The organism is Sphaerisporangium sp. NPDC049457, from assembly GCF_055586705.1.
In genome coordinates, this window is the sequence record NZ_JBVJHR010000028.1 from 1 (window position 1) to 18,491 (window position 18,491).

An 18,491-nucleotide genomic window follows, 5' to 3' on the forward strand; every position below is an offset into this window, starting at 1 on the left:
CGGGTTGGCGGGTCTGTTGTCCGGCACGTACAGGTGCATACGCAGGTTGCCGGGGTTGGCGCCGAAGTTGGTCACCTCGGTCAGCGTGGCCGCGGCGGCGGGGTGCACGAACACCAGGGCCGCGACAGCGGAAAGCAGCACGGCGCAAGCGCCGCCCAGCGTTGCGATGACTCGCTTCATCCGCTCTCCTTTGCTCGATTTCGGGTTTTTGCTCGCGTGTGGCGCCGCCGGGCTCACGAGGCCTCGCAAGCAGCCGGTATAGAAGCGGTCTCACCCGGCGGTCAAGGCACCGATGTACGGGTCATGGCGCTCCACGCCCCGGAAAAGACGTCTATCCGCTGCATATCAAGCAACTTGCTATCAACGGGCTTGATGTAGCGGACACGAAACTTTCAGGCAATGGGCCGCAAGTTATCGTCTCCTGGTGACCACTCGCCGTACCACTCGAACCGGCCGGCCGCCCGGCCCGCGCCTGAGCTATCCGGTGTACCGCCTGGAGCGTCGAATCCGGGCACGTCTGGACGAAGCGCTCACTCAGTACGGCATGACCACGACGGCGTACATGGCGCTCAGCGAACTGCGCATGCGCGACGGAGTCTCGTCGGCGGAGCTGGCCCGCATCGCCTTCGTGACCCCGCAGGCGATGAACCTCGTCGTCCGGGACCTGGAGCAACGCGGACTGGTCCGCCGCGACCCGCATCCGGACGGCGGCCGGGTGCTGTGCGTCCGCCTCACCTGCGAAGGAGTGTCCGCTCTGCGCCACTGCGACCGGGTGCTCGACGGCATCGAAGAGACCATGCTCGCGGAGCTCGACGACACGACGCGCAAGTCGCTGGTGGAGAGCCTCACCGTGTGCGCGCGGGCCCTGCGTCCGGACGTCCCTGCCGATTGACCCGGCTCCTTCGGCGGGCCGATCGAAAGTTTCAGCCGCCGGCCCGAGACGTCGATCGGCTCGGCACGTCCCCTCGGGCAGGTCCGATGCGTGTTGGGCCATGCGCGGGCGGTGCCCGGGGCTTCGCGATCATCCGCGACATTTGACACCGCGACGGCGTAAGCCGACGCTTTTCGCCATGGGTCCGATAGTTTCGGACCTCGGCCACTGCCGATCTGAGGCACCCCCGCGACTCGGTGCCCGGGCCGCCGAGCATGGCGGCCCGCCGACCTCCGCCGCGTCGTACGGCGTCGGCGTGGCGGTGGCCGCCACCCTGGCCCCCGGCGCAGTCCCCCCGCCGGGCCTTAGGAGGAAGCACGCACATGAACGACGCTCCTACACATCCGCCCCGCGGCCGCCGCAGCAGCCTGCTGTTCATCGGACGTGCCTGCGTGCTGGCCGTGGTCGCGTTCACGCTGATGCTGCCGGGCACCGCCGACGCGGCGGTGACCACCAACCAGACCGGGACGAACAACGGCTACTTCTTCTCGTTCTGGACCGACACCCAGGGCACCGTCTCCATGGAGCTCGGTTCCGGCGGCAACTACAGCACCTCGTGGCGCAACACCAACAACTTCGTCGCCGGCAAGGGCTGGAAGCCCGGCACGCGCAGAACCGTGACGTACTCGGGCAGCTTCAACCCCTCCGGCAACGCGTACCTGACCCTCTACGGCTGGACGCGTAACCCGCTCGTCGAGTACTACATCGTGGACAACTGGGGCACCTACCGGCCCACCGGCTCGTACAAGGGCACCGTCACCAGCGACGGCGGCACGTACGACGTCTACATGACCACCCGGTACAACGCTCCCTCCATCGACGGCAACCAGACGTTCAACCAGTACTGGAGCGTCCGGCAGCAGAAGCGCACCGGCGGGACCATCACCGCGGGCAACCACTTCGACGCGTGGGCCCGGTACGGCATGAGTCTGGGCAACCACGACTACCAGATCCTCGCCACCGAGGGTTACCAGAGCAGCGGAAGCTCGAACGTGACGGTGAACGGCACCTCGCCCAGCCCGTCACCCAGCCCCTCGCCGTCTCCCTCGGTGACGCCGACGCCGACGCCCACGCCCAGCGGTGGCAACGGTGGCCCCTGCCGGGTCTCCTACGTCAAGAACGAGTGGAACAACGGGTTCACCACCAACATCACGATCACCAACAGCGGTAGCAGCGCGATCAACGGCTGGACGCTCGGCTGGTCCTTCTCGGCCGGCCAGCAGATCACCAGCTCCTGGAACGCCGAGATCTCCCAGAGCGGCTCGTCGGCGACCGCTCGCAACGTCTCCTACAACGGGTCCATACCCCCCGGAGGGAACACCACGTTCGGCTTCCAGGGCACCCACACCGGTAACAACCCCAACCCGTCGTCCTTCACCCTCAACGGCTCCGCCTGCACCAACGGCTGACGCTTCTCGGAAGCGCCATCGACAACGCGGCTCCAACGCCGGCCTGAAAGGCCCGTCGCCAGGAATCACCTGGGACGGGCCTTTCGTCTTGTCCGTGCGCCCTGTCAGGCGGCGCGTGCGTCCGTTCGGGGGCTTCTCGGACAGGCTGACAACACGATTCTCCTGTGGACAGCGCGGGCGATCCGCGACGGTGGACTCGCCGCAGGATCACCCCCGGCGTCCCGGAACCAGGAGAAACGATGAAGCTGCCTTCACGCGCCGCCGCCCTCGTGGCACCATCCCTGCTCGCTTCGCTGGTCGGAGCGTCCGGGATGCCGGCGGCACAGGCGGCCGACGCCAGGGCCCTCCCGAGCGTGAACATGGAAGCCGTCGTCAAGGCGGCCCAGATCGACCCGCGGCGGGCGGACGACCGGCTGACCCCTGGCGCCAAGGCCGGCGTGCTCCTCGTGGAGCGGGCGCTGCGCGACCGGAACCTGCTCGACGCGAAGTGGGTGGACGGCTACTTCGGCACCACGACGGTCGCCGCCTTCGCGAAGTTCCAGAGATCGCTCGGCTTCACCGGCCTCGCCGCCAACGGCCTGCCGGGCAAGGCGTCGCTCACCAGGCTCGGCGAGGGCCGCTTCCACGTCGACCACATCATCGGGCCGGGAGCGCGGGTGTCCGCCGGCGGCGTCGGCGTCGTCGACGCCCGCACGCGGAGCATGCTGGCCGAGGCGAAGCGGCTGCTGGGCCGCGACCTCGTGCTGTTGCAGGGTTCGTACAACGCCGGCGGCGACCCCACGTCCGCGGGCACCCACGACGGCGGCGGTGCCGTCGACATCTCGGTCGAGGGCATGGGCTCCGGCACCCGCACCGCGGCCGTCCGCGCGCTGCGACGCGTCGGCTTCGCGGCATGGGTGCGCAACCCCGGCCAAGCCGACTGGCCGTGGCACATCCACGCCGTCGCCATCAACGACACCGACCTGTCCAGCCAGGCCCAGCACCAGGTCGGTGACTACTACCTCGGCCTGAACGGGCTCGCCGGCCGCGGTCCGGACGACGGCCCGAAGGTGACCATCCGCACCTGGGAGGAGTACCGGCGCCGCTGACCATCCGAAACCCAGGCCGTACAGCACAGCCCCCAGGCCGTACAGCACAGCCCCCAGGCCGTACAGCACAGCCCCCAGGTCGTACAGCAAGGACAAAGGAGAACACCATGGGAACGCTTGACAAGATCCTCACCACGGCGGCCGCCGCGATGGTGCTGGGCGGGACGGTGCTGGCCACCGCCTCGCCCGCCTCGGCGGCGTCCCGCAACGGCGTGTGCGAGACCGGCGAGTTCTGCTACTACTTCAACAGCGGCAACCAGGGGTCGGTGTCGGACTTCTCCGGGTCGGTCGGCGACTACGGCACCCGGCAGCCGTCCTGCTTCGACTTCAAGGGCGCGGGCGCCGGCAAGGGCAAGTGCGTCAAGAACGCCGCCGCCTCGGTCTGGAACCGCGCGAGCAAGACCGTCCGGGTCTACTACAACAGCAACTACGGCGGCAGCGTCTACCAGGACTTCGCCCCCGGCGCCAAGGGCAACCTCAAGGCCGCCCTGAAGAACCAGAACGCCTCGCACCAGTTCGGCCCGTCGTCGTCGGCGCGCGTCAACATGTCGTACGCGCTGTACGCCACCGGCGGCGGCCACATCAGCTGCGGCTTCGACGGTTACGTCCACACCTCGGGCCGGCATGAGGGCATCGACATCGCCCGCAGCGTCGGCTCGGACGTCCACGCCCTGGTGAGCGGTCAGGTCATCTACCTCGCGCGCGGGCGCAACGGCGGTTCGGGGCTCTCCACGATCGCCGTCTACAACGCCTCGTTGAACAAGACGATCATCTACCTGCACTCCGCTCCGCGGTCCTCCCTGCGCGTGGGCCAGCAGGTCTCGCGCGGCCAGGTCATCGCGGACGAGGCGTGGCACGGGGTGTCGTCCAGCGGTGCCGCGCACACCCACGTCGAGATGCGTCCCGGACGGCAGAAGCTCGCCGCCAAGAGCGTCGGCGACTCGACCCTGAGCAACCCGAACCCGAACTCGTTCTGGGTCTCCCAGGGCTACAACGTCCGCTGACGGACCGCGGCCTACGACTCGGAGGCCGTCCGCGGGCACCGTCCCGCCCTGGATTCCCCGCCGTGTCACGCACGGCGGGGAACGGGCGTCATCCGACGATGACCTGGAAGTTCAGCGGCCGGCCGCCGGGGAACGCGACCCGTCCGGAGCCGTCCATCACCTTGAACCGCACATAACACAGGCCGGATCGCTTCGGCGTGGTGACTTCGGTCCGGATGTCGACGGTCTCTCCGGGGCGCGTGTCGTCGATCGGCACGTCGGAGATGGTCTGGCATTGATCAGGCAGCTGCGGGAGGTCGAGGCGATGCAACCGGTATCCCCTCCACGGCACGATCCCGGCGTTCTTGAGCCGCCATACCTTGGTCCTGGTCTGGCCGGGGCCGACGCGTGTGCAGTCGGGCAGCGTGATGTCGCCGATGAACGCCGCCGAGTCGCCCCTGTTCGCGGGCGGGGCCCACGGCGGGTTGGTCGCGCGTACCGGGCAGTCGGCCGCCGACGGGCCGGTCTTCGACGGGTCGCCGGACGGGCTCGCGCCGAGTCCTTCGGTTCCGGAGCCGCGATCGACGGCCGCCATGATGAGGACCGTCGCCCCCGCGCCGACGGCCGCTGTGGCGAGCACGGCCGCGGCCAGGCGGATCAGCCGGGATCGCCCTCGGCCGCCCGGCGCGGGATGGACCGGCCGGACGTCGCCCGTGACCTCGCCGGGCGGTGGCGGCGGCTCCGACGGTGGCTGTGGCTGTGATCGAGGCTGTGACGGTGACTGTGGGGTGGGCGTCGACGCCGAGGTCTCGCCGGCCGGCCGTGGCGCCGGCGCCTGCGACCCGGGGTTCGCCGATCTGACCGCCAGGTTCGCGGTCTCCCAGCGTTCGCGGTACGCGGCCGGGTCCGCGCCGCACGCCTTGACGAACTCGACGGTGGTCTCCCAGCTCGGGAGCCGGTTGCCTTTGGTGGCTTCGTGCAACGTCGTGTGCGAGATCGCCCCCGACCGGCCGGACATTTCCCGAAAAGGTGGGTTTCCCACGGAATCGCGAAGTTCTCGCAGTGCCGCCGCGAACTCCTCGATCGTCTCCGCCCGTGCACGTATGTCGTCCACCGAGCGAAGCTACAGCGCTCACGGTGTTCACTCAAGCTCCGACCCACGGCGCGGGCGACGCGGGCCAAGGCGGACGGACCGGCGGCACGCGGCACGCGCGGGCGCGCCCCGGCCGGAGCTCTAGACCGCGTACAGGGGGGCGAGGTCGACGAATATGCGGTAGTCCGAGATGAGGCCGTCGTCGCGGGTGCGCCAGATCGACACGGCCACGACGCTGACGTCCTTGCCGTCGAGCCGCCGGTAGGTCACCTCGGTCTCGGCGATGATGTCGGCGTCCACCTGCCAGTTCCTGACGATCCGGTGCCGCAGGCCGCCGATGGTGGAGTAGAACTGCCGCAACCCGGCCACGATGGCCTCGCGTCCCGTCAGCGGCTCGGCATTGCCGAACACCAACGTGGCATCGTCGGCCAGCAGTCGCGCGAACACCTCAGGGTCGAACGAGTCGACTGCTTGGAAAACGCGTCGCACCGCGTCGTCGGACATGCCGGTCCCTTCTCGCGCAGCCGTGATCACCTGCTGGGGACGATACGGGGCGCACGCCGACCGGCAACTATCGCGAGGGTTCGGATCTCCTCCCGTCGGGCGTGGTACATTAACAAACAGATCGTCTGTTTATTAACTGTGGGGCACAGGGTGGCGCGAACCGTCAAACCGGAAGAGCACGCGGCCAAGCGCGCGGAGATCGTCGACGCCTTCCAGCGGCTCGTGCTCACCAAGGGGTACGAGCGGATGTCCGTCCGGGACGTCCTCGGCGAGGCGCGCGTCTCCAGCGGAGCCTTCCACCACTACTTCGACTCGCGCCGGGCATTGCTGGACGCGTTCGTCGAGCGCATCGGGGCCGAGTCGCAGCGCGTGCTGCTGCCCGTGGTCCGTGACCCGTCCCGCTCCGCCGTCGACAAGCTGCAGGGCTTCTTCGACGCGCTCGACCAGGCCAGGACCGCCCGCAGGGCCGACGTGGCCGCGCTGGGCCGGGTCTGGTACGACGACGCCAACGCGGTGGTCCGGCAGCGGGTGGACGACGCGATCCGCGCTCAGCGGGCGCCGCTGCTCACCGACATCGTCCGCCAGGGCGTACGGGAGGGCGTGTTCAGCACGCCTCATCCGGAGCAGGCCGGCGGCGTGATCATGTCCCTGCTGCACGGGATGGCGGACACCCACGCAGGGCACATGCTCGCGCTCGATCGCGGCGGCGACGAGCGGCGGCTGGCCGAGCAGATCGTCGCCGTGCACACGGCGTACCTGGACGCGATCGAGCGGGTGCTGGGCGCGCCGCCGGGCGTGTTCCGCCGGGCCGGCGCCGAGGACGTGGGCTTCTGGGCGGCCGTGCTCCGCGAGACGAGACCTCGGGAGACAGAAGGGAACCAGTGAAATGATCAAACTGGCCGGGCAGGCCGCGCTGACGATCGCCGTCGGCGTCGCCGCGTTGTCGGCGCTGCTCATCCTCCCGGCGTGGGACCTCGGCTACTGGCAGGCATGGGTCTTCATGGCCGTCTTCCTGACGAGCGTGAGCGTCATCGGGCTCTATCTCTCGATCAAGGATCCGGTGCTGCTGGAGCGGCGCAAGCGGTTCGGACCCGGGGCGGAGAGCAGCCCCGCGCAGCGGGTCATCATGACGCTGACCCTCGCCGGCTGCTTCGCGGTGCTCGTCCTCTGCGCGCTGGACCATCGTTTCGGCTGGACGCCCGCGCCCTGGTACGTGTCGGCGATCGGCGACGCGCTGGTCGCGCTGGGCCTGGCCGGCAACCTGGCGGTGTTCCGGGAGAACGGCTACGGCGGGTCGACCGTCGAGATCTTCGACGACCAGCGCGTCGTCACGACCGGCCTCTACGCCCGGGTCCGCCATCCCATGTACAGCGGGGTGCTGATCATGTGCGTGGGCGTTCCGCTCGCGCTCGGCTCCTGGCTCGGGCTCGTCGTGCCGGCCCTCATGATCCCGGTCCTGGTCTGGCGGATCCTCGACGAGGAGCGCCTCCTCGCTCGTGACCTGCCCGGCTACCGCGAATACGCCGAACACGTCCCCTACCGCCTGGTGCCCCATCTCTGGTAGGGGACGGATCGGCTGAGGCCCTTCGCGGTCGCCGGCGCGTCGGCGGCGGAGCGAGCGGTCACGCTCCTCAGCGGCGGCTCGTCCGTAAGCTGGGGATGTGTCCCCCGCACTGGTCCTTCTCGACGGCGTCCGCTGGGAGGGCGCGCGCGTCGTCGGCGATCGCGCGCGAACCCTGCTGGCCGTGCTCGCCATGCACGGGCGCGCCGGCGTCAGCGACGAGCGCCTGATCGAGGAGTTGTGGACCGAAGGGCCGCCGGCCAACCCGACGAAGGCGCTCCAGGTGGTCGTCTCGCGGACGAGGGCGGCGACCTGTGCCGATGTCGTTCAGCGGATGCCGCGCGGGTACCGGCTCGGGCTGGGCGACGGGCAGGTGGACGCGCTGCTGCTCGGCGCGCTCGTGGAGCAGGCACGGGCCGCGCTGGGCGAGGGCGACATGGCGCTCGCGCGGAGCCGCGCCGACGAGGCCATGGGGCTCGTGGGCGACGGCGGCCTGGACGGGGCCACCGGGCCGCTCGCCGAGCTGAGGGGGGTCGCGGCGAAGTGGGCGGCCGAGGCGCGGCGAGTGGCGGCGATCGCGCAGGGCAGGAGCGGCGCTCACGAGAGCGCGCTGCCGCTGCTGGAGGAGGCCGCGGCCGACCGGCCGCACGACGAGGAACTGCTCGCCTGCCTGCTGCGCAGCGAGGCGGCCGTACGAGGCGCCGCCGCCGCCCTGGAACGCTACGAGCGCTATCGAGCGGGCGTCGTCGCGCGGCTCGGCGCAGAACCGGGGCCTGAGCTCGCCCGCGTGTACGCCGAACTCCTCGTCGCCGATCGGCCGGTGCGTGAGGGCATCCTGTTCGACGGTTCCTCGCTGCTCGGCCGCGACGGCGACATCCGCGCGACGCACGCCCTGTTGCGGACCGACCGCGTGGTCTCCATCGTCGGCCCCGGCGGGCTCGGCAAGACGCGGCTGGCCCATGCCGTGGCCAGGGACGCCGCGCAGCCCGTCGCCCACTTCGTCGAGCTCGTCGGCGTCTCCTCGCCGGAGGGCGTGGTCGGCGAGGTCGGCTCGGCGCTCGGGGTCCGCGACTCGGTCAGCGGGCGCCGTTCCCTGTCCGTCGCGCAGCGCTCCGACGTCCGCGCCCGCATCGCCCAGCATCTCGACCAGGCTCCGGCGCTGCTGATCCTGGACAACTGCGAGCACGTGATCGACGCCGTCGCCGACCTGGTGGCGTTCCTGACCGTGACGACCCGCGACCTGCGGGTGCTCGTCACCTCGCGCGCCCCCCTGTCGATCCCCGCCGAGCGGGTCTACCTGCTCGGCGAGCTGCCCACGGGCGACGCGGTCGAGCTGTTCCGCCAGCGCGCCACGGCCGCCCGCCCGGGTGTGCGGATCGACGAGGGCGCGGTCGAGGAGGTCGTCGCCCGCCTCGACGGGTTGCCACTCGCGATCGAGCTGGCCGCGGCCAAGGTGCGGGTGATGTCGGTCGAGGAGATCGCGCGGCGCCTGGCGGATCGGTTCGCCCTGCTGCGCGGCGGGAACCGCACGGCGCCCGACCGGCACCAGACGCTGCTCGCGGTCATCGACTGGTCGTGGAACCTGCTCGGCGAGCCGGAGCGGCGGGCGTTGCGGTGGATGTCGCTGTTCGGCGACGGTTTCACGCTGGCCGCGGCCGAGCACGTGCTCGGCCCGGACGCGCTGCACGCCGTGGACGCGCTGACCGAGCAGTCGATGCTGAGCGTCCGCGAGACGACGTTCGGCCTCCGCTACCGGATGCTGGAGACCGTCAGGGAGTTCGGGCGGATGCGGCTGAGGGAGGCCGGCGAGGAGGCCTCCGCCCGCACGGCGCAGCGGGCCTGGGCGACGGCGTACGCCCACCGGCACTCCGCCGAGTTGTTCGGCCCGGCGCAGTTCGCGGCGGTCGACGCGTTGCGCGCCGAGGAGGGCAACCTCGCCGATCTGCTCCGGCAGGCTCTCGGCGAGCACGATCAGGCCACGACGGTCCAGTTGCTGGCGGGCGTCGGCCCGCTGTGGTCGATCCGCGGCGACCATCCTCGGCTCCTCGTCCACCTGGACGCGATCATCGAAGTGGTCGGCGACTGGACGCCGCCGCCGTCCCTCGTCGAGGCGACCAGGGCCGCCATGCTGATCACGCTCACGAACATTGTGATCTTCACCGACCGCCGCGGCGACCCGTTGCGCGACCTTCTCCGTGCGCTTCCCACCGGTGACACGACCCAGCCCCGGCTGGCGGCGATGGTCAGGGTGCTGCTCGCGTGCGACGCGGCCGACGGCGCCGACGTGCGCCGCCGGCTGGCGGAGCTGTGCCGGAGCACCGACCGCGACGTGGCCTTCGCGGCGACGCAGATGAGCGTCCACGTCCTTGAGAACGCGGGAGACGCGACCGGGGCGATCGAGGCCGCGGAGCGGACCCTGACGATGCTTCCCCCGGACGAGGGGCCGTGGCTGACCGCGATCACGCATGCCGAGCTGGCCCACCTGATCATGCAGCAGGGCGACCGCCGGCGGGCGGTCGGACACGCGCGGATCGCCATCCCGGTGATGAGCCGGCTCGGCGCCGACGACGACGAGACCCAGCTCCGCGCGGTGCTGCTGATCTCCGCGCTCGCCGACGGCGATCTCGGCACCGCCGAGGCCGAGCTCGCCGAGATCACCCGGATCAACGACAACGAGACGGTGCTCGGCGGAGTGGCGATCGTCTCGTTGTGCGCGGCCGAGCTCGCCCTCGCCCGCGGCGAGACGGCCGTCGCGCTCGCGGAGTACCGCCGGGCCGTCCAGCGGGCGCGCGACCTGCGGCTGCCGGGAGTGCCGTACGCCGAGTTCACCCCGTGGACGCTTCTCGCCGTCTCGGTCACCCTGACCGCGTACGCGTACCACGCCCCGCCGGAGGAGGCGTGGTACGGCGAGGAGTTGTTCGCCGCCGTCCGGGGATACGACCTGCTGGCCGAGGACAACCCGATCTTCGACTACCCGCTGTACGGCTCGATGCTCTTCGCGCTCGGCGTCTGGGGGCTGCTGCGGGAGGCCATGGCGCCCCGCGACGCGATCGCGTTGCTGGTGATGGCCGAACGCTTCGCCTACAACAGCAGCATGCCCAGCATGGCCTTCGAGCGCATCGAACCGTACGCGGAGCGGGCGGCGCCCGGGATGATCGCCGCCGTCCGGGCCGAGTACGGCGATCGGCGCGGCTTCGACCTGCTCGACGAGGCGCGGAGCCTCGTCGAGCGGGTTTCGGGCCGCGACCGGCATGGGTCACATGTGCCGTTTGTAGCTGCGCACCGACAGCGGCGCGAAGATCGCGATGACGATCAGGCAGGCCACGACCGTCCAGGCCACCTCCCCGCTGACGAGGGCGGTGTTGGCGAGGTCGCGGGCGGCCGTGACCAGGTGTGAGACCGGGTTGACGCGTACGAACGCGGCCAGCCAGCCGGGCAGGGTCTCGACGGGGACGAACGCGTTCGACAGGAACGTCAGCGGGAAGAGGATCATCATCGAGATGCCCTGCACGGCCTGGGCGCTCCTCGCGATCGTGCCGACCCAGGTGAAGACCCAGGCCAGCGACCAGCCCGTGAAGATCGCCAGCAGGATGGCGGCGAGCACGCCGCCCGCTCCGCCGCCCGGCCGGTAGCCCATCACCAGCCCCATGGCGAAGGTCAGAGTGGCCGCGATCGTGTAGCGCAGCAGGTCGGCCACCATCGGGCCGGCGAGCGGTGCGATCCGGGCGATCGGCAACGACTTGAACCGGTCGAAGACGCCCTTCTCCATGTCCTCGCGCAGTTGCGTGCCCGTGGCCATGCACGTCGTCAGCACGGTCTGGGCGAGGATGCCGGGGATCATCAGGGGGAGGTAGCTCGCCACGTCGCCGGCGATGGCGCCGCCGAAGATGTAGGCGAACATCGCGGTGAACAGGATCGGCTGCAGCGACACGTCGAAGAACTGCTCGGGGTTTCGGCGCATCTTCTTCAGCGCCCGCCACGCCATCATCAGGGTCTGGCCGAGCGTCTCCTCCACGGAGATCCGCGGCCGGGCGGCCGCCACGCGGTCGGCGGCCCGCACCACCTCGCGGGCGGGTGCGATCGTCGTGCTCATCGGTTCTCCTCCATGCCGCTCTTGTCGTCTCTGTCCGTCTCGTGGCCGGTGAGGGCGAGGAACACCTCGTCCAGGCTGGGCTTGGCCACGCTCACCGAGGAGATCGACACTCCCGCGGAGCGAAGCGCGATCAGCACGTCCGCGGTCAGGTCGGCCTGGCCGAGGGCGGCGTTGAGGCGTCCCGGCTCGGGGCCGAGGATGGGTTCGGAGCCGAGGACGCGCCGCACGATCTCGGCGGCGGCGGGCACCTGGCCCGGATCGGCGAGCAGCAACTGGAGGGCGGAGTCGCCGACCGTCGTCTTCAGCTCGTCGGGGGTGCCCTCGGCGACCTTGCGGCCGTGGTCGATGACGGCGACGCGATCGGCGAGCTGGTCGGCCTCGTCCAGATACTGCGTGGTCAGCAGCACCGTGCAGCCGTCGGTGACCAGACCGCGGATGGTGTCCCACATCTGGCCGCGCGTGCGCGGATCGAGACCGGTGGTCGGCTCGTCGAGGAAGATCAGCGGCGGTCTGGTGATCAGGCTGGCCGCCAGGTCGAGACGCCGGCGCATGCCGCCGGAGAACTGCGAGATCGGCTTGGCGGCGGCATCCTGCAGGCCGAACTGCTCCAGCAGCTCGGCGGTGACGCGCCGGGCGCGCGACGCGGAGACGCCCTGCAGGCGGCTGAAGAGCCAGAGGTTCTCGCGGGCGGTCAGGTTCTCGTCGACCGACGCGTACTGTCCGGTGACGCCGACGAGCTGGCGGATCATGTGCGGGTTGCCGGCCACGTCGACCCCGAAGATCGCGGCCCGGCCCGCGTCGATGGGCAGCAGGGTGGCCAGCATCCGCAGCGTGGTGGTCTTGCCGGCGCCGTTCGGGCCGAGGACGCCGAAGATCTCGCCCGGCCGCACGGCCAGGTCGATCCCGTCGACGGCGCGGTGCCCGCCGAACGTCTTCACCAGCCCTTCCGCGCGTACGGCCGGTTCTGTGCCCCCGTCGGAGGCCGGGACGCCCCCGGTGCGCCCAAGTTCTGTGATGCTCATGGCCTCACTCTCGGCGGCGCCGGTTTCACGGCGCCCTCGCCCCGGTTTCACCGCCCTCTCGCCCCGGTTTCACCGGCTCGCCGGGGGCTCCGCGGATCCGTCGCCGACCGCCCGTCCGGGTATACGACCGTCCAATATGCGGACCGCGCCCGCCGGTGCGCGGACTCCGCCCGCCGGTACGCGAACCTCACCCGGACGTCCGTACGCAACGGGCAGATTCGTGTTTCCGCAGGTCACTTCAGGGACAAGTGCCTCGCCGCTGCGGAAAACCGGATGACATCTCCCATCACATGCCGGAATGCTGGACGCGGCCGCCCGGTTTTGTCGGTGGCACCGGTCAGGATTCGTATGACCACAACGTCTCGTGACCCGAGGCCGGCGCGCCGGCCACGAACACGTTCTGTCCAACGACCCGATTGAGGTGCCGTGTCCGTCTCACAGCTCGACTCACCCGCCAAACCCGCGACCGTCGTTGCAGGTCGCACTCCGGCCGTGGTCCGGCTGCTGGTGCTCGCCACATTCGTGGTCATCCTGAACGAGACCATCATGATCAACGCGATCCCGCGGCTGATGGGCGCGTTGCACATCACCGAGCAGACCGCGCAGTGGCTCTCGACCGCCTTCATGCTGACCATGGCCGCCGTCATCCCGATCACCGGGTGGCTGCTGCAGCGGGTGACCACCCGCCGCGCGTACGCCGCCGCGATGGGCCTGTTCCTGCTCGGCACGGCGTCGGCCATCGTCGCGCCGTCGTTCGAGGTGCTGCTGGGCGCCCGCATCATCCAGGCGTCCGGGACTGCCGTGATGATGCCGCTGCTGATGACCACACTGATGCAGGTGGTCCCCGAGGAAGACCGGGGCCGGGTGATGGGCAACGTCAGCCTGGCCATCTCGGTCGCGCCCGCGATGGGGCCGGCGGTCTCGGGGGTGATCCTGCAGTTCGGGTCCTGGCGGCTGCTGTTCGCCGTGGTGCTCCCCATCGCCGGCCTGATCACCTGGCGTGGCCTCGCGCAGCTCAAGAACGTCGGAGAGTCGCAGGTCAGCACCATCGACTGGGCCAGCGTGGTGACCGCCGCGGCCGGCTTCGGCGGCCTGGTCTACGGGCTCAGCCAGTTCGAGGGCGGTGACGTCGGCGTCGCCACCACGATCGTGGCGGCCGGCCTGGTGGCCATCGCCGTCTTCGTCCTGCGCCAGCTGTCGCTGCAGAAGCGCGGCGTGCCGCTGATGGATCTGCGCACCCTGCGCCACCGCACCTACACGGTCGCCCTGATCCTGATGTCGGTCTCCTTCATGGCGATGCTCGGCTCGATGATCCTGCTGCCGCTGTATCTCCAGAACGTCCGCGGGCTGAGCGCCCTGCAGACCGGTCTCCTCGTGATGCCGGGCGGCCTCGCGATGGGGCTGCTCGGCCCGACCGTCGGCCGCCTGTTCGACCGGTTCGGCGGCCGGGTCCTGGTCATCCCCGGCGCCATCGGCATCACGCTCGCGCTCGCCGGCTTCACCCAGGTGACGATGACGATGCCGTTCTGGCAGCTCCTCGGCCTGCACGCGCTGCTGATGGTGGGTCTGGCCGCGACCTTCACCCCGGTGTTCACCCTCGGGCTCGGGGCGGTCCCGCCGCCGCTCTACTCCCACGCCAGCTCGATCCTGAGCACGCTGCAGCAGGTCTCGGCGGCCATCGGCACCGCGCTCGTGATCACCGTGATGGGCGTGCGAGCCGATGCCCTGAGATCCGCGGGAGCCACCGAGGTGGTCGCCAGCCTCGGCGGCATGCGGCTGGCCTTCATCATCGGCGCGGCGCTGTCGGTGGTCGTGATCGTCACCGCCCTGCTCCTGCCGGCCCGTGCCGACCGCACCGGCGAGTTCGAGCCGGTCGGCGTGTGAGTCCGGCGTCTCGCCGGTCGAGTGTGACGCTGTGACCGCCGGGCGGGCCACGCCCGCCCGGCGCCCGGCTGATCAGCCCGCGGTGCCCTGGACGAACCGGGCGCCGTCGGCGACCGTACGCTCCCCGCCCCGCTCGCCTGGAAGCCGTGCGGTCCTCCTACCTCGGACGATGCCGGTCGAACCAGGTGAGCGGGGCTTACGTTCTGAGGGCATGGGACTAAGAAAGATGCTGCTCCTGGCGCTGTTGTCGCTGACCGCGGCCTGCGGAGGGGTGGAGTCGGATATGTCGGCCAGCTCGGTCGACGCCGGGCCGGCGAAGCGGGTCGCCCTGTGGGGCGCCGAAGGCGGGTTTGTCACCGCGACCACGAACGTGCTGCGTCCGCCGAGGGTGGTGCTGTACAGCGACGGCCTGGTGGTCGCCGACGCGACCAAGCAGTTCAAGCTGGACCAGGCCGAGACGGACCGCACGGTCGCGTCGATGGAGAAGTACCTGACCGGGCTGCCGCCGACCGCGGAGCCCAGGCCGGGCGCGCCGGCGGTGACGGACGTGCCGGCGACCGTCCTCGGGGTGCGGGGGAAGGACGGGAAGATGCTGGAGGTCCGGGCGCCGGCCCTGGACCAGCTCGCGAAGTTCTACCCGAAGGAGCTCCTGGCGGCGAAGAAGCTGATGGAGGGCCTGGCGACCCGGGCCGCCACGGAGGGGGCCGACTATGTCGCCACCCGCGTCCGGATGGTCGCCGAAGGGGCCGCGTCGGCGGAGGGCAAGCCGGCGCCGTGGCCCGCGGGGGTCCCGGAGCCGTCCGGCACGGTCGACCCGGTCTGGCACAAGGATCTCGACGGTGCCGCGGTGGGTGCGCTCACCGAGGCGGTGCCGGCCGGGCAGGAGTACGGCCGGGCGCTGTTCAAGACCGGCTCGGGGTCGCTGTACGTGCTCTCCTGGCGGTACCTGCTGCCTGACGAATAGCGAGAGACCGCCTCATTCCGCCCAGGGCTGGAAACCGGTGTCGAGAACGGCGTCGAGGGATGAGCGCAGTCGAACCGCCTCGTCGGCGCCGAAGCTGTTCTCGAACCGGGCCTGCACGGCCTGCCACAGCGGCAGCGCCGCGTTCATCCGGGACCGGCCGTCCGGTGTGATCGCGACGATCCGCGCGCGGCGGTCGGTCGCCGATGGCTCGACGGTCACCAGGCCCTCCCTCGCGAGCGGCTTGAGGTTCGAGGCCATCGTCGTCCGGTCCATGGCGATCTGGTCGGCGAGGTTGGTGATCGTCATCTCGCCGTGCGTGCCGAGCTGCCGCAGGATGGTGAACTGCGTCGCACGGAGACCGACCGGGGTCAAAGCCTTGTCGTAGGTCGCGGTGAGGTACCTGGCCGCCTTGCGCAGCGCCAGGCAGTTGCACGGGTCGTCGAACTTCGCCGATGTAGGGATCACGGTCTCCTCCAGTGCCTTCCGCGCCCAGAATAGGAGCATCTGCTCCCAAATGCGAAGGGACGCTCTGGCGTCGCCGCCGGTTGAGGGCCACCCGGTTCGCGGGCAGGTGCATTTTGGCGTTTCCGCAAATACGTGCATATGCTCCTTTCGCAGGCCAGGCAGGCCGCCGGATCAGTGTGCGCTGCTCCAACAGGTGGGGAAGCGGAGCTCCGGACAGGTGGCCGCGCCTGCGCACCCCTTTCCGCGGACACGCGGATGCCGGGCTAGCAGAAAGAGATCGACCGATGGTTTCCAGTGACCTTGTTCTCATCGCCGGCGCCGGTGGCGTGGGCCGTACGGTCCTCGAGCGGCTGCGCGCACAGGATGTGCCGGTGCGCGCGATGGTCCGCCGTGACGACGACCGTGCGGCCGGGTTGCGCGCGCTCGGCGCGGAGGTCGTCCTCGGCGACCTGACCCGGCCCGAGAACGTCGCCGCGGCGCTGGAGGGCGTCGGGCGGATGTACTTCGCGATGCCGGTGTCGCCGGACCATCTGCTGGCGGCGACCGTGGTGGCCACGGTGGCGCGGGAGTACGGCGAGCTGGCCTGCCTGGTCGGCATGTCACAGATGACGGTGTCACAGATGACCGCCACCAGCACGGCGGAGTCGCACCAGCAGCGGCTGCACTGGCTGGCGGAGCAGGTGCTGAACTGGTCGGGCCTGCGGGTGGTGCACATCCGGCCGACGTCGTTCCTGGACAATCCGCTGTTCACCGCGCTGGCGGCGCGTTCGATCAGGGAGAACGGCACGATCGCGCTGCCGTTCGGCGCCGGGCGCACGTCGCCGGTCGCCGTGGACGACGTCGCCCGGGTGGTCGCCACCGTGCTCCGCGATCCGGCCCCGCACATCGGCCAGGTCTACGAGCTGACCGGGCCGCGCACGGTCGACATGACCGAGATGGCAGAGGAGTTCTCGCGGGCGCTGGGACGTCCGGTGTCCTATGTGGACCTGCCGCTGGACCGGTGGCGGGACGAGGTGCTCGCGAAGGCGGGGCTGCCGCCGCACACCGAGGAGCACATCGCCACCATGGCCCGGCTGCACCGCGAGAACCGCTACGACCGCGCGTCCGCCGACGTCGAACGCGTGACGGGTGTACCCGCCGGCACGGTCGAGGCGTTCGTCGCCGCCCGCAAAGACTTCTACCTGGGCTGAACCGCGAGCGGGACGGCGGGATCGACGACCTTGGCACCGTTGAGCGGGCCGCTCCCGCGCGCCGGAACGCGTCCACGTTTCGCACCGCGCGTTTTCGATGGGCGCGGGCGTTCGAGGTCGGCCTGGATCTCGAAAGGGTCGTCAAAGGCGCGGTGATGAAATATGAAATATTCATCACCGCGCCAGGTGCGACGTCCGCGCCGACCCCTGTCACCTCCCCACCTTTCCCGGCCTCGCCTGTCCGCCCGTTCCGCCGTTGACCAGACCCCGTTCTGCTCGCACGCTCGTGTCAGGGGATCGTGGTCACGTGGAAGGGTGTATTCGTGTTAAGACGTTGGGCTGTCTCCTGGGTCGCCGCGGTGCTGGTCGCCGCGGCCTTTCTGATTCCGGCGGTGGCGAGCGCCTCCTCCGGCGCGGGCATCGGCGCCGCGGCGGGCACGACGGTGTCGCCTTCTTCGTCGCCGGTGTCTCCTTCTCCATCGACGTCGCTGCTGTGGCCGTGCTACGACCCGCGGACCCTGCCGCCGAGCAGTCCTCCGCTGACGCCGCCGACCGCACCCGGAACGCCGGAGTGGGTGCAGACCGTCAACAACTACGTTCACCTGCGCTGGGCCGCCGCCTCCGATCCGGACGGGCTCGCCTGCTACCAGGTGTACGAGGTCCAGGGCAGCTCCAAGGTCAAGGTCGCCACATTCGCGCCAGACGTCACCGACGGCTGGTTCTACGTGCAATATCCTCCGTACGGCACGCAGACGCGCATCGCGACCCTGTACGTCGTGGCCATCGACCGGTGGGGCGCGGAGACCGCGTCCGGGACGGTCGACGCCACGATCTACAACGACGTCGTCCTGCCTCCGAGCCCGACGCCGTCCCCCACTCCCACACCGTCGGTCGCCTGCCGGGTGACGTACACCACCTATGGCTGGTCCGGCGGCATGACGTCGTCGGTGTCGATCACCAACACCGGCACCACCCCGATCGCCGGGTGGCGGCTCACCTTCGCCTTCCCCGACCCGGGCCAGCGCGTGACCACCGGATGGTCGGCGGACTGGTCGCAGACCGGTTCGGCGGTGACGGCCACGGCGCTCGCGTGGAACCGGAACATCGCCCCCTCCAAGACCGTCACCATCGGGTTCAACGGCTCGACCCACGGCGCCAACCCCGCTCCGTCGGCCTGGCAGCTCAACGGCTCAGCCTGTCAGTGACCCCCGACCTCCGATGATCCCCGCCCTGGGTCGGGGGGGGGGCGGGAGGGGGGGGGGGGGGGGGGGTCGTAAGGGGGGGGGGTGTTTTTTTTCCTCCGG

At 70.7% G+C, this 18,491-nt stretch carries 15 protein-coding genes and 2 pseudogenes; 11 read left to right on the top strand and 6 right to left on the bottom strand.

What is annotated here, in order from left to right:
- Nucleotides 1-180: pseudogene (locus tag ACZ6QO_RS34260) on the bottom strand (extracellular catalytic domain type 1 short-chain-length polyhydroxyalkanoate depolymerase); the annotation flags it as partial.
- A gap of 244 nt (nt 181-424) precedes the next feature.
- Here ACZ6QO_RS34260 and ACZ6QO_RS34265 point away from each other — a divergent pair.
- From ACZ6QO_RS34265 to ACZ6QO_RS34280, 4 genes are all read left to right on the top strand, one after another.
- Nucleotides 425-892 (top strand): MarR family winged helix-turn-helix transcriptional regulator, encoded by a 468-nt coding sequence (locus tag ACZ6QO_RS34265; RefSeq protein ID WP_465857048.1) that lies wholly within the window; start codon nt 425-427, stop codon nt 890-892.
- A 362-nt stretch (nt 893-1,254) separates the two neighbouring features.
- Complete coding sequence (locus tag ACZ6QO_RS34270; protein WP_465857049.1) at nt 1,255-2,340, top strand: glycoside hydrolase family 11 protein; 1,086 nt, start codon at nt 1,255-1,257, stop codon at nt 2,338-2,340.
- Nucleotides 2,341-2,579: 239 nt separating this feature from the next.
- Nucleotides 2,580-3,428: a peptidoglycan-binding protein gene (locus ACZ6QO_RS34275; RefSeq protein ID WP_465857051.1), complete on the top strand. Its 849-nt coding sequence runs from the start codon at nt 2,580-2,582 to the stop codon at nt 3,426-3,428.
- A 107-nt stretch (nt 3,429-3,535) separates the two neighbouring features.
- The gene (locus ACZ6QO_RS34280; RefSeq protein ID WP_465857053.1) at nt 3,536-4,432 is read left to right on the top strand and encodes a peptidase inhibitor family I36 protein; all 897 of its coding nucleotides are present in this window, start codon (nt 3,536-3,538) and stop codon (nt 4,430-4,432) included.
- Nucleotides 4,433-4,520: 88 nt separating this feature from the next.
- On the opposite strand, the gene ACZ6QO_RS34285 is transcribed toward ACZ6QO_RS34280, so the two are convergent.
- Both ACZ6QO_RS34285 and ACZ6QO_RS34290 read right to left on the bottom strand, forming a co-directional pair.
- Nucleotides 4,521-5,525, bottom strand: a complete 1,005-nt coding sequence (locus ACZ6QO_RS34285) for an NBR1-Ig-like domain-containing protein (protein WP_465857055.1) — start codon at nt 5,523-5,525, stop codon at nt 4,521-4,523.
- Nucleotides 5,526-5,645: 120 nt separating this feature from the next.
- Nucleotides 5,646-6,008 carry a nuclear transport factor 2 family protein gene (locus tag ACZ6QO_RS34290; protein WP_465857057.1) on the bottom strand — a complete coding sequence of 121 codons (363 nt, stop codon included), beginning with the start codon at nt 6,006-6,008 and terminating at the stop codon, nt 5,646-5,648.
- A gap of 150 nt (nt 6,009-6,158) precedes the next feature.
- Here ACZ6QO_RS34290 and ACZ6QO_RS34295 point away from each other — a divergent pair, with 150 nt between their 5' ends.
- The 3 genes and pseudogenes from ACZ6QO_RS34295 to ACZ6QO_RS34305 form a co-directional block, all read left to right on the top strand.
- Nucleotides 6,159-6,893: a TetR/AcrR family transcriptional regulator gene (locus ACZ6QO_RS34295; protein ID WP_465857059.1), complete on the top strand. Its 735-nt coding sequence runs from the start codon at nt 6,159-6,161 to the stop codon at nt 6,891-6,893.
- A gap of 1 nt (nt 6,894) precedes the next feature.
- The gene (locus ACZ6QO_RS34300; protein ID WP_465857061.1) at nt 6,895-7,572 is read left to right on the top strand and encodes a methyltransferase family protein; all 678 of its coding nucleotides are present in this window, start codon (nt 6,895-6,897) and stop codon (nt 7,570-7,572) included.
- A gap of 331 nt (nt 7,573-7,903) precedes the next feature.
- Nucleotides 7,904-8,782, top strand: a pseudogene (locus tag ACZ6QO_RS34305) (BTAD domain-containing putative transcriptional regulator); the annotation flags it as partial.
- A gap of 2,043 nt (nt 8,783-10,825) precedes the next feature.
- Here ACZ6QO_RS34305 and ACZ6QO_RS34310 read toward each other — a convergent pair.
- Both ACZ6QO_RS34310 and ACZ6QO_RS34315 read right to left on the bottom strand, forming a co-directional pair.
- Nucleotides 10,826-11,662 carry an ABC transporter permease gene (locus ACZ6QO_RS34310; protein WP_465857063.1) on the bottom strand — a complete coding sequence of 279 codons (837 nt, stop codon included), beginning with the start codon at nt 11,660-11,662 and terminating at the stop codon, nt 10,826-10,828.
- Nucleotides 11,659-12,684, bottom strand: coding sequence for an ATP-binding cassette domain-containing protein (locus ACZ6QO_RS34315; RefSeq protein WP_465857065.1), 1,026 nt, complete (start codon nt 12,682-12,684; stop codon nt 11,659-11,661). The genes ACZ6QO_RS34310 and ACZ6QO_RS34315 overlap by 4 nt, the downstream gene beginning before the upstream one ends.
- 426 nt (nt 12,685-13,110) lie before the next feature.
- On the opposite strand from ACZ6QO_RS34315, the gene ACZ6QO_RS34320 reads away from it, so the two are divergent.
- Entirely contained in the window at nt 13,111-14,568 is a 1,458-nt protein-coding gene (locus ACZ6QO_RS34320; protein WP_465857067.1) for an MDR family MFS transporter, read from the top strand.
- Nucleotides 14,569-14,779: 211 nt separating this feature from the next.
- The gene (locus ACZ6QO_RS34325) at nt 14,780-15,532 is read left to right on the top strand and encodes a hypothetical protein (protein ID WP_465857069.1); all 753 of its coding nucleotides are present in this window, start codon (nt 14,780-14,782) and stop codon (nt 15,530-15,532) included.
- A 12-nt stretch (nt 15,533-15,544) separates the two neighbouring features.
- On the opposite strand, the gene ACZ6QO_RS34330 is transcribed toward ACZ6QO_RS34325, so the two are convergent.
- Nucleotides 15,545-15,997, bottom strand: coding sequence for a MarR family winged helix-turn-helix transcriptional regulator (locus ACZ6QO_RS34330; protein WP_465857071.1), 453 nt, complete (start codon nt 15,995-15,997; stop codon nt 15,545-15,547).
- A 284-nt stretch (nt 15,998-16,281) separates the two neighbouring features.
- Between ACZ6QO_RS34330 and ACZ6QO_RS34335 the strand changes: the two genes are divergently transcribed.
- Both ACZ6QO_RS34335 and ACZ6QO_RS34340 read left to right on the top strand, forming a co-directional pair.
- Complete coding sequence (locus ACZ6QO_RS34335) at nt 16,282-17,187, top strand: NmrA family NAD(P)-binding protein (protein WP_465857073.1); 906 nt, start codon at nt 16,282-16,284, stop codon at nt 17,185-17,187.
- 323 nt (nt 17,188-17,510) lie between these two features.
- Entirely contained in the window at nt 17,511-18,392 is an 882-nt protein-coding gene (locus tag ACZ6QO_RS34340) for a cellulose binding domain-containing protein (protein WP_465857075.1), read from the top strand.
- Nucleotides 18,393-18,491 lie beyond the last annotated feature (99 nt).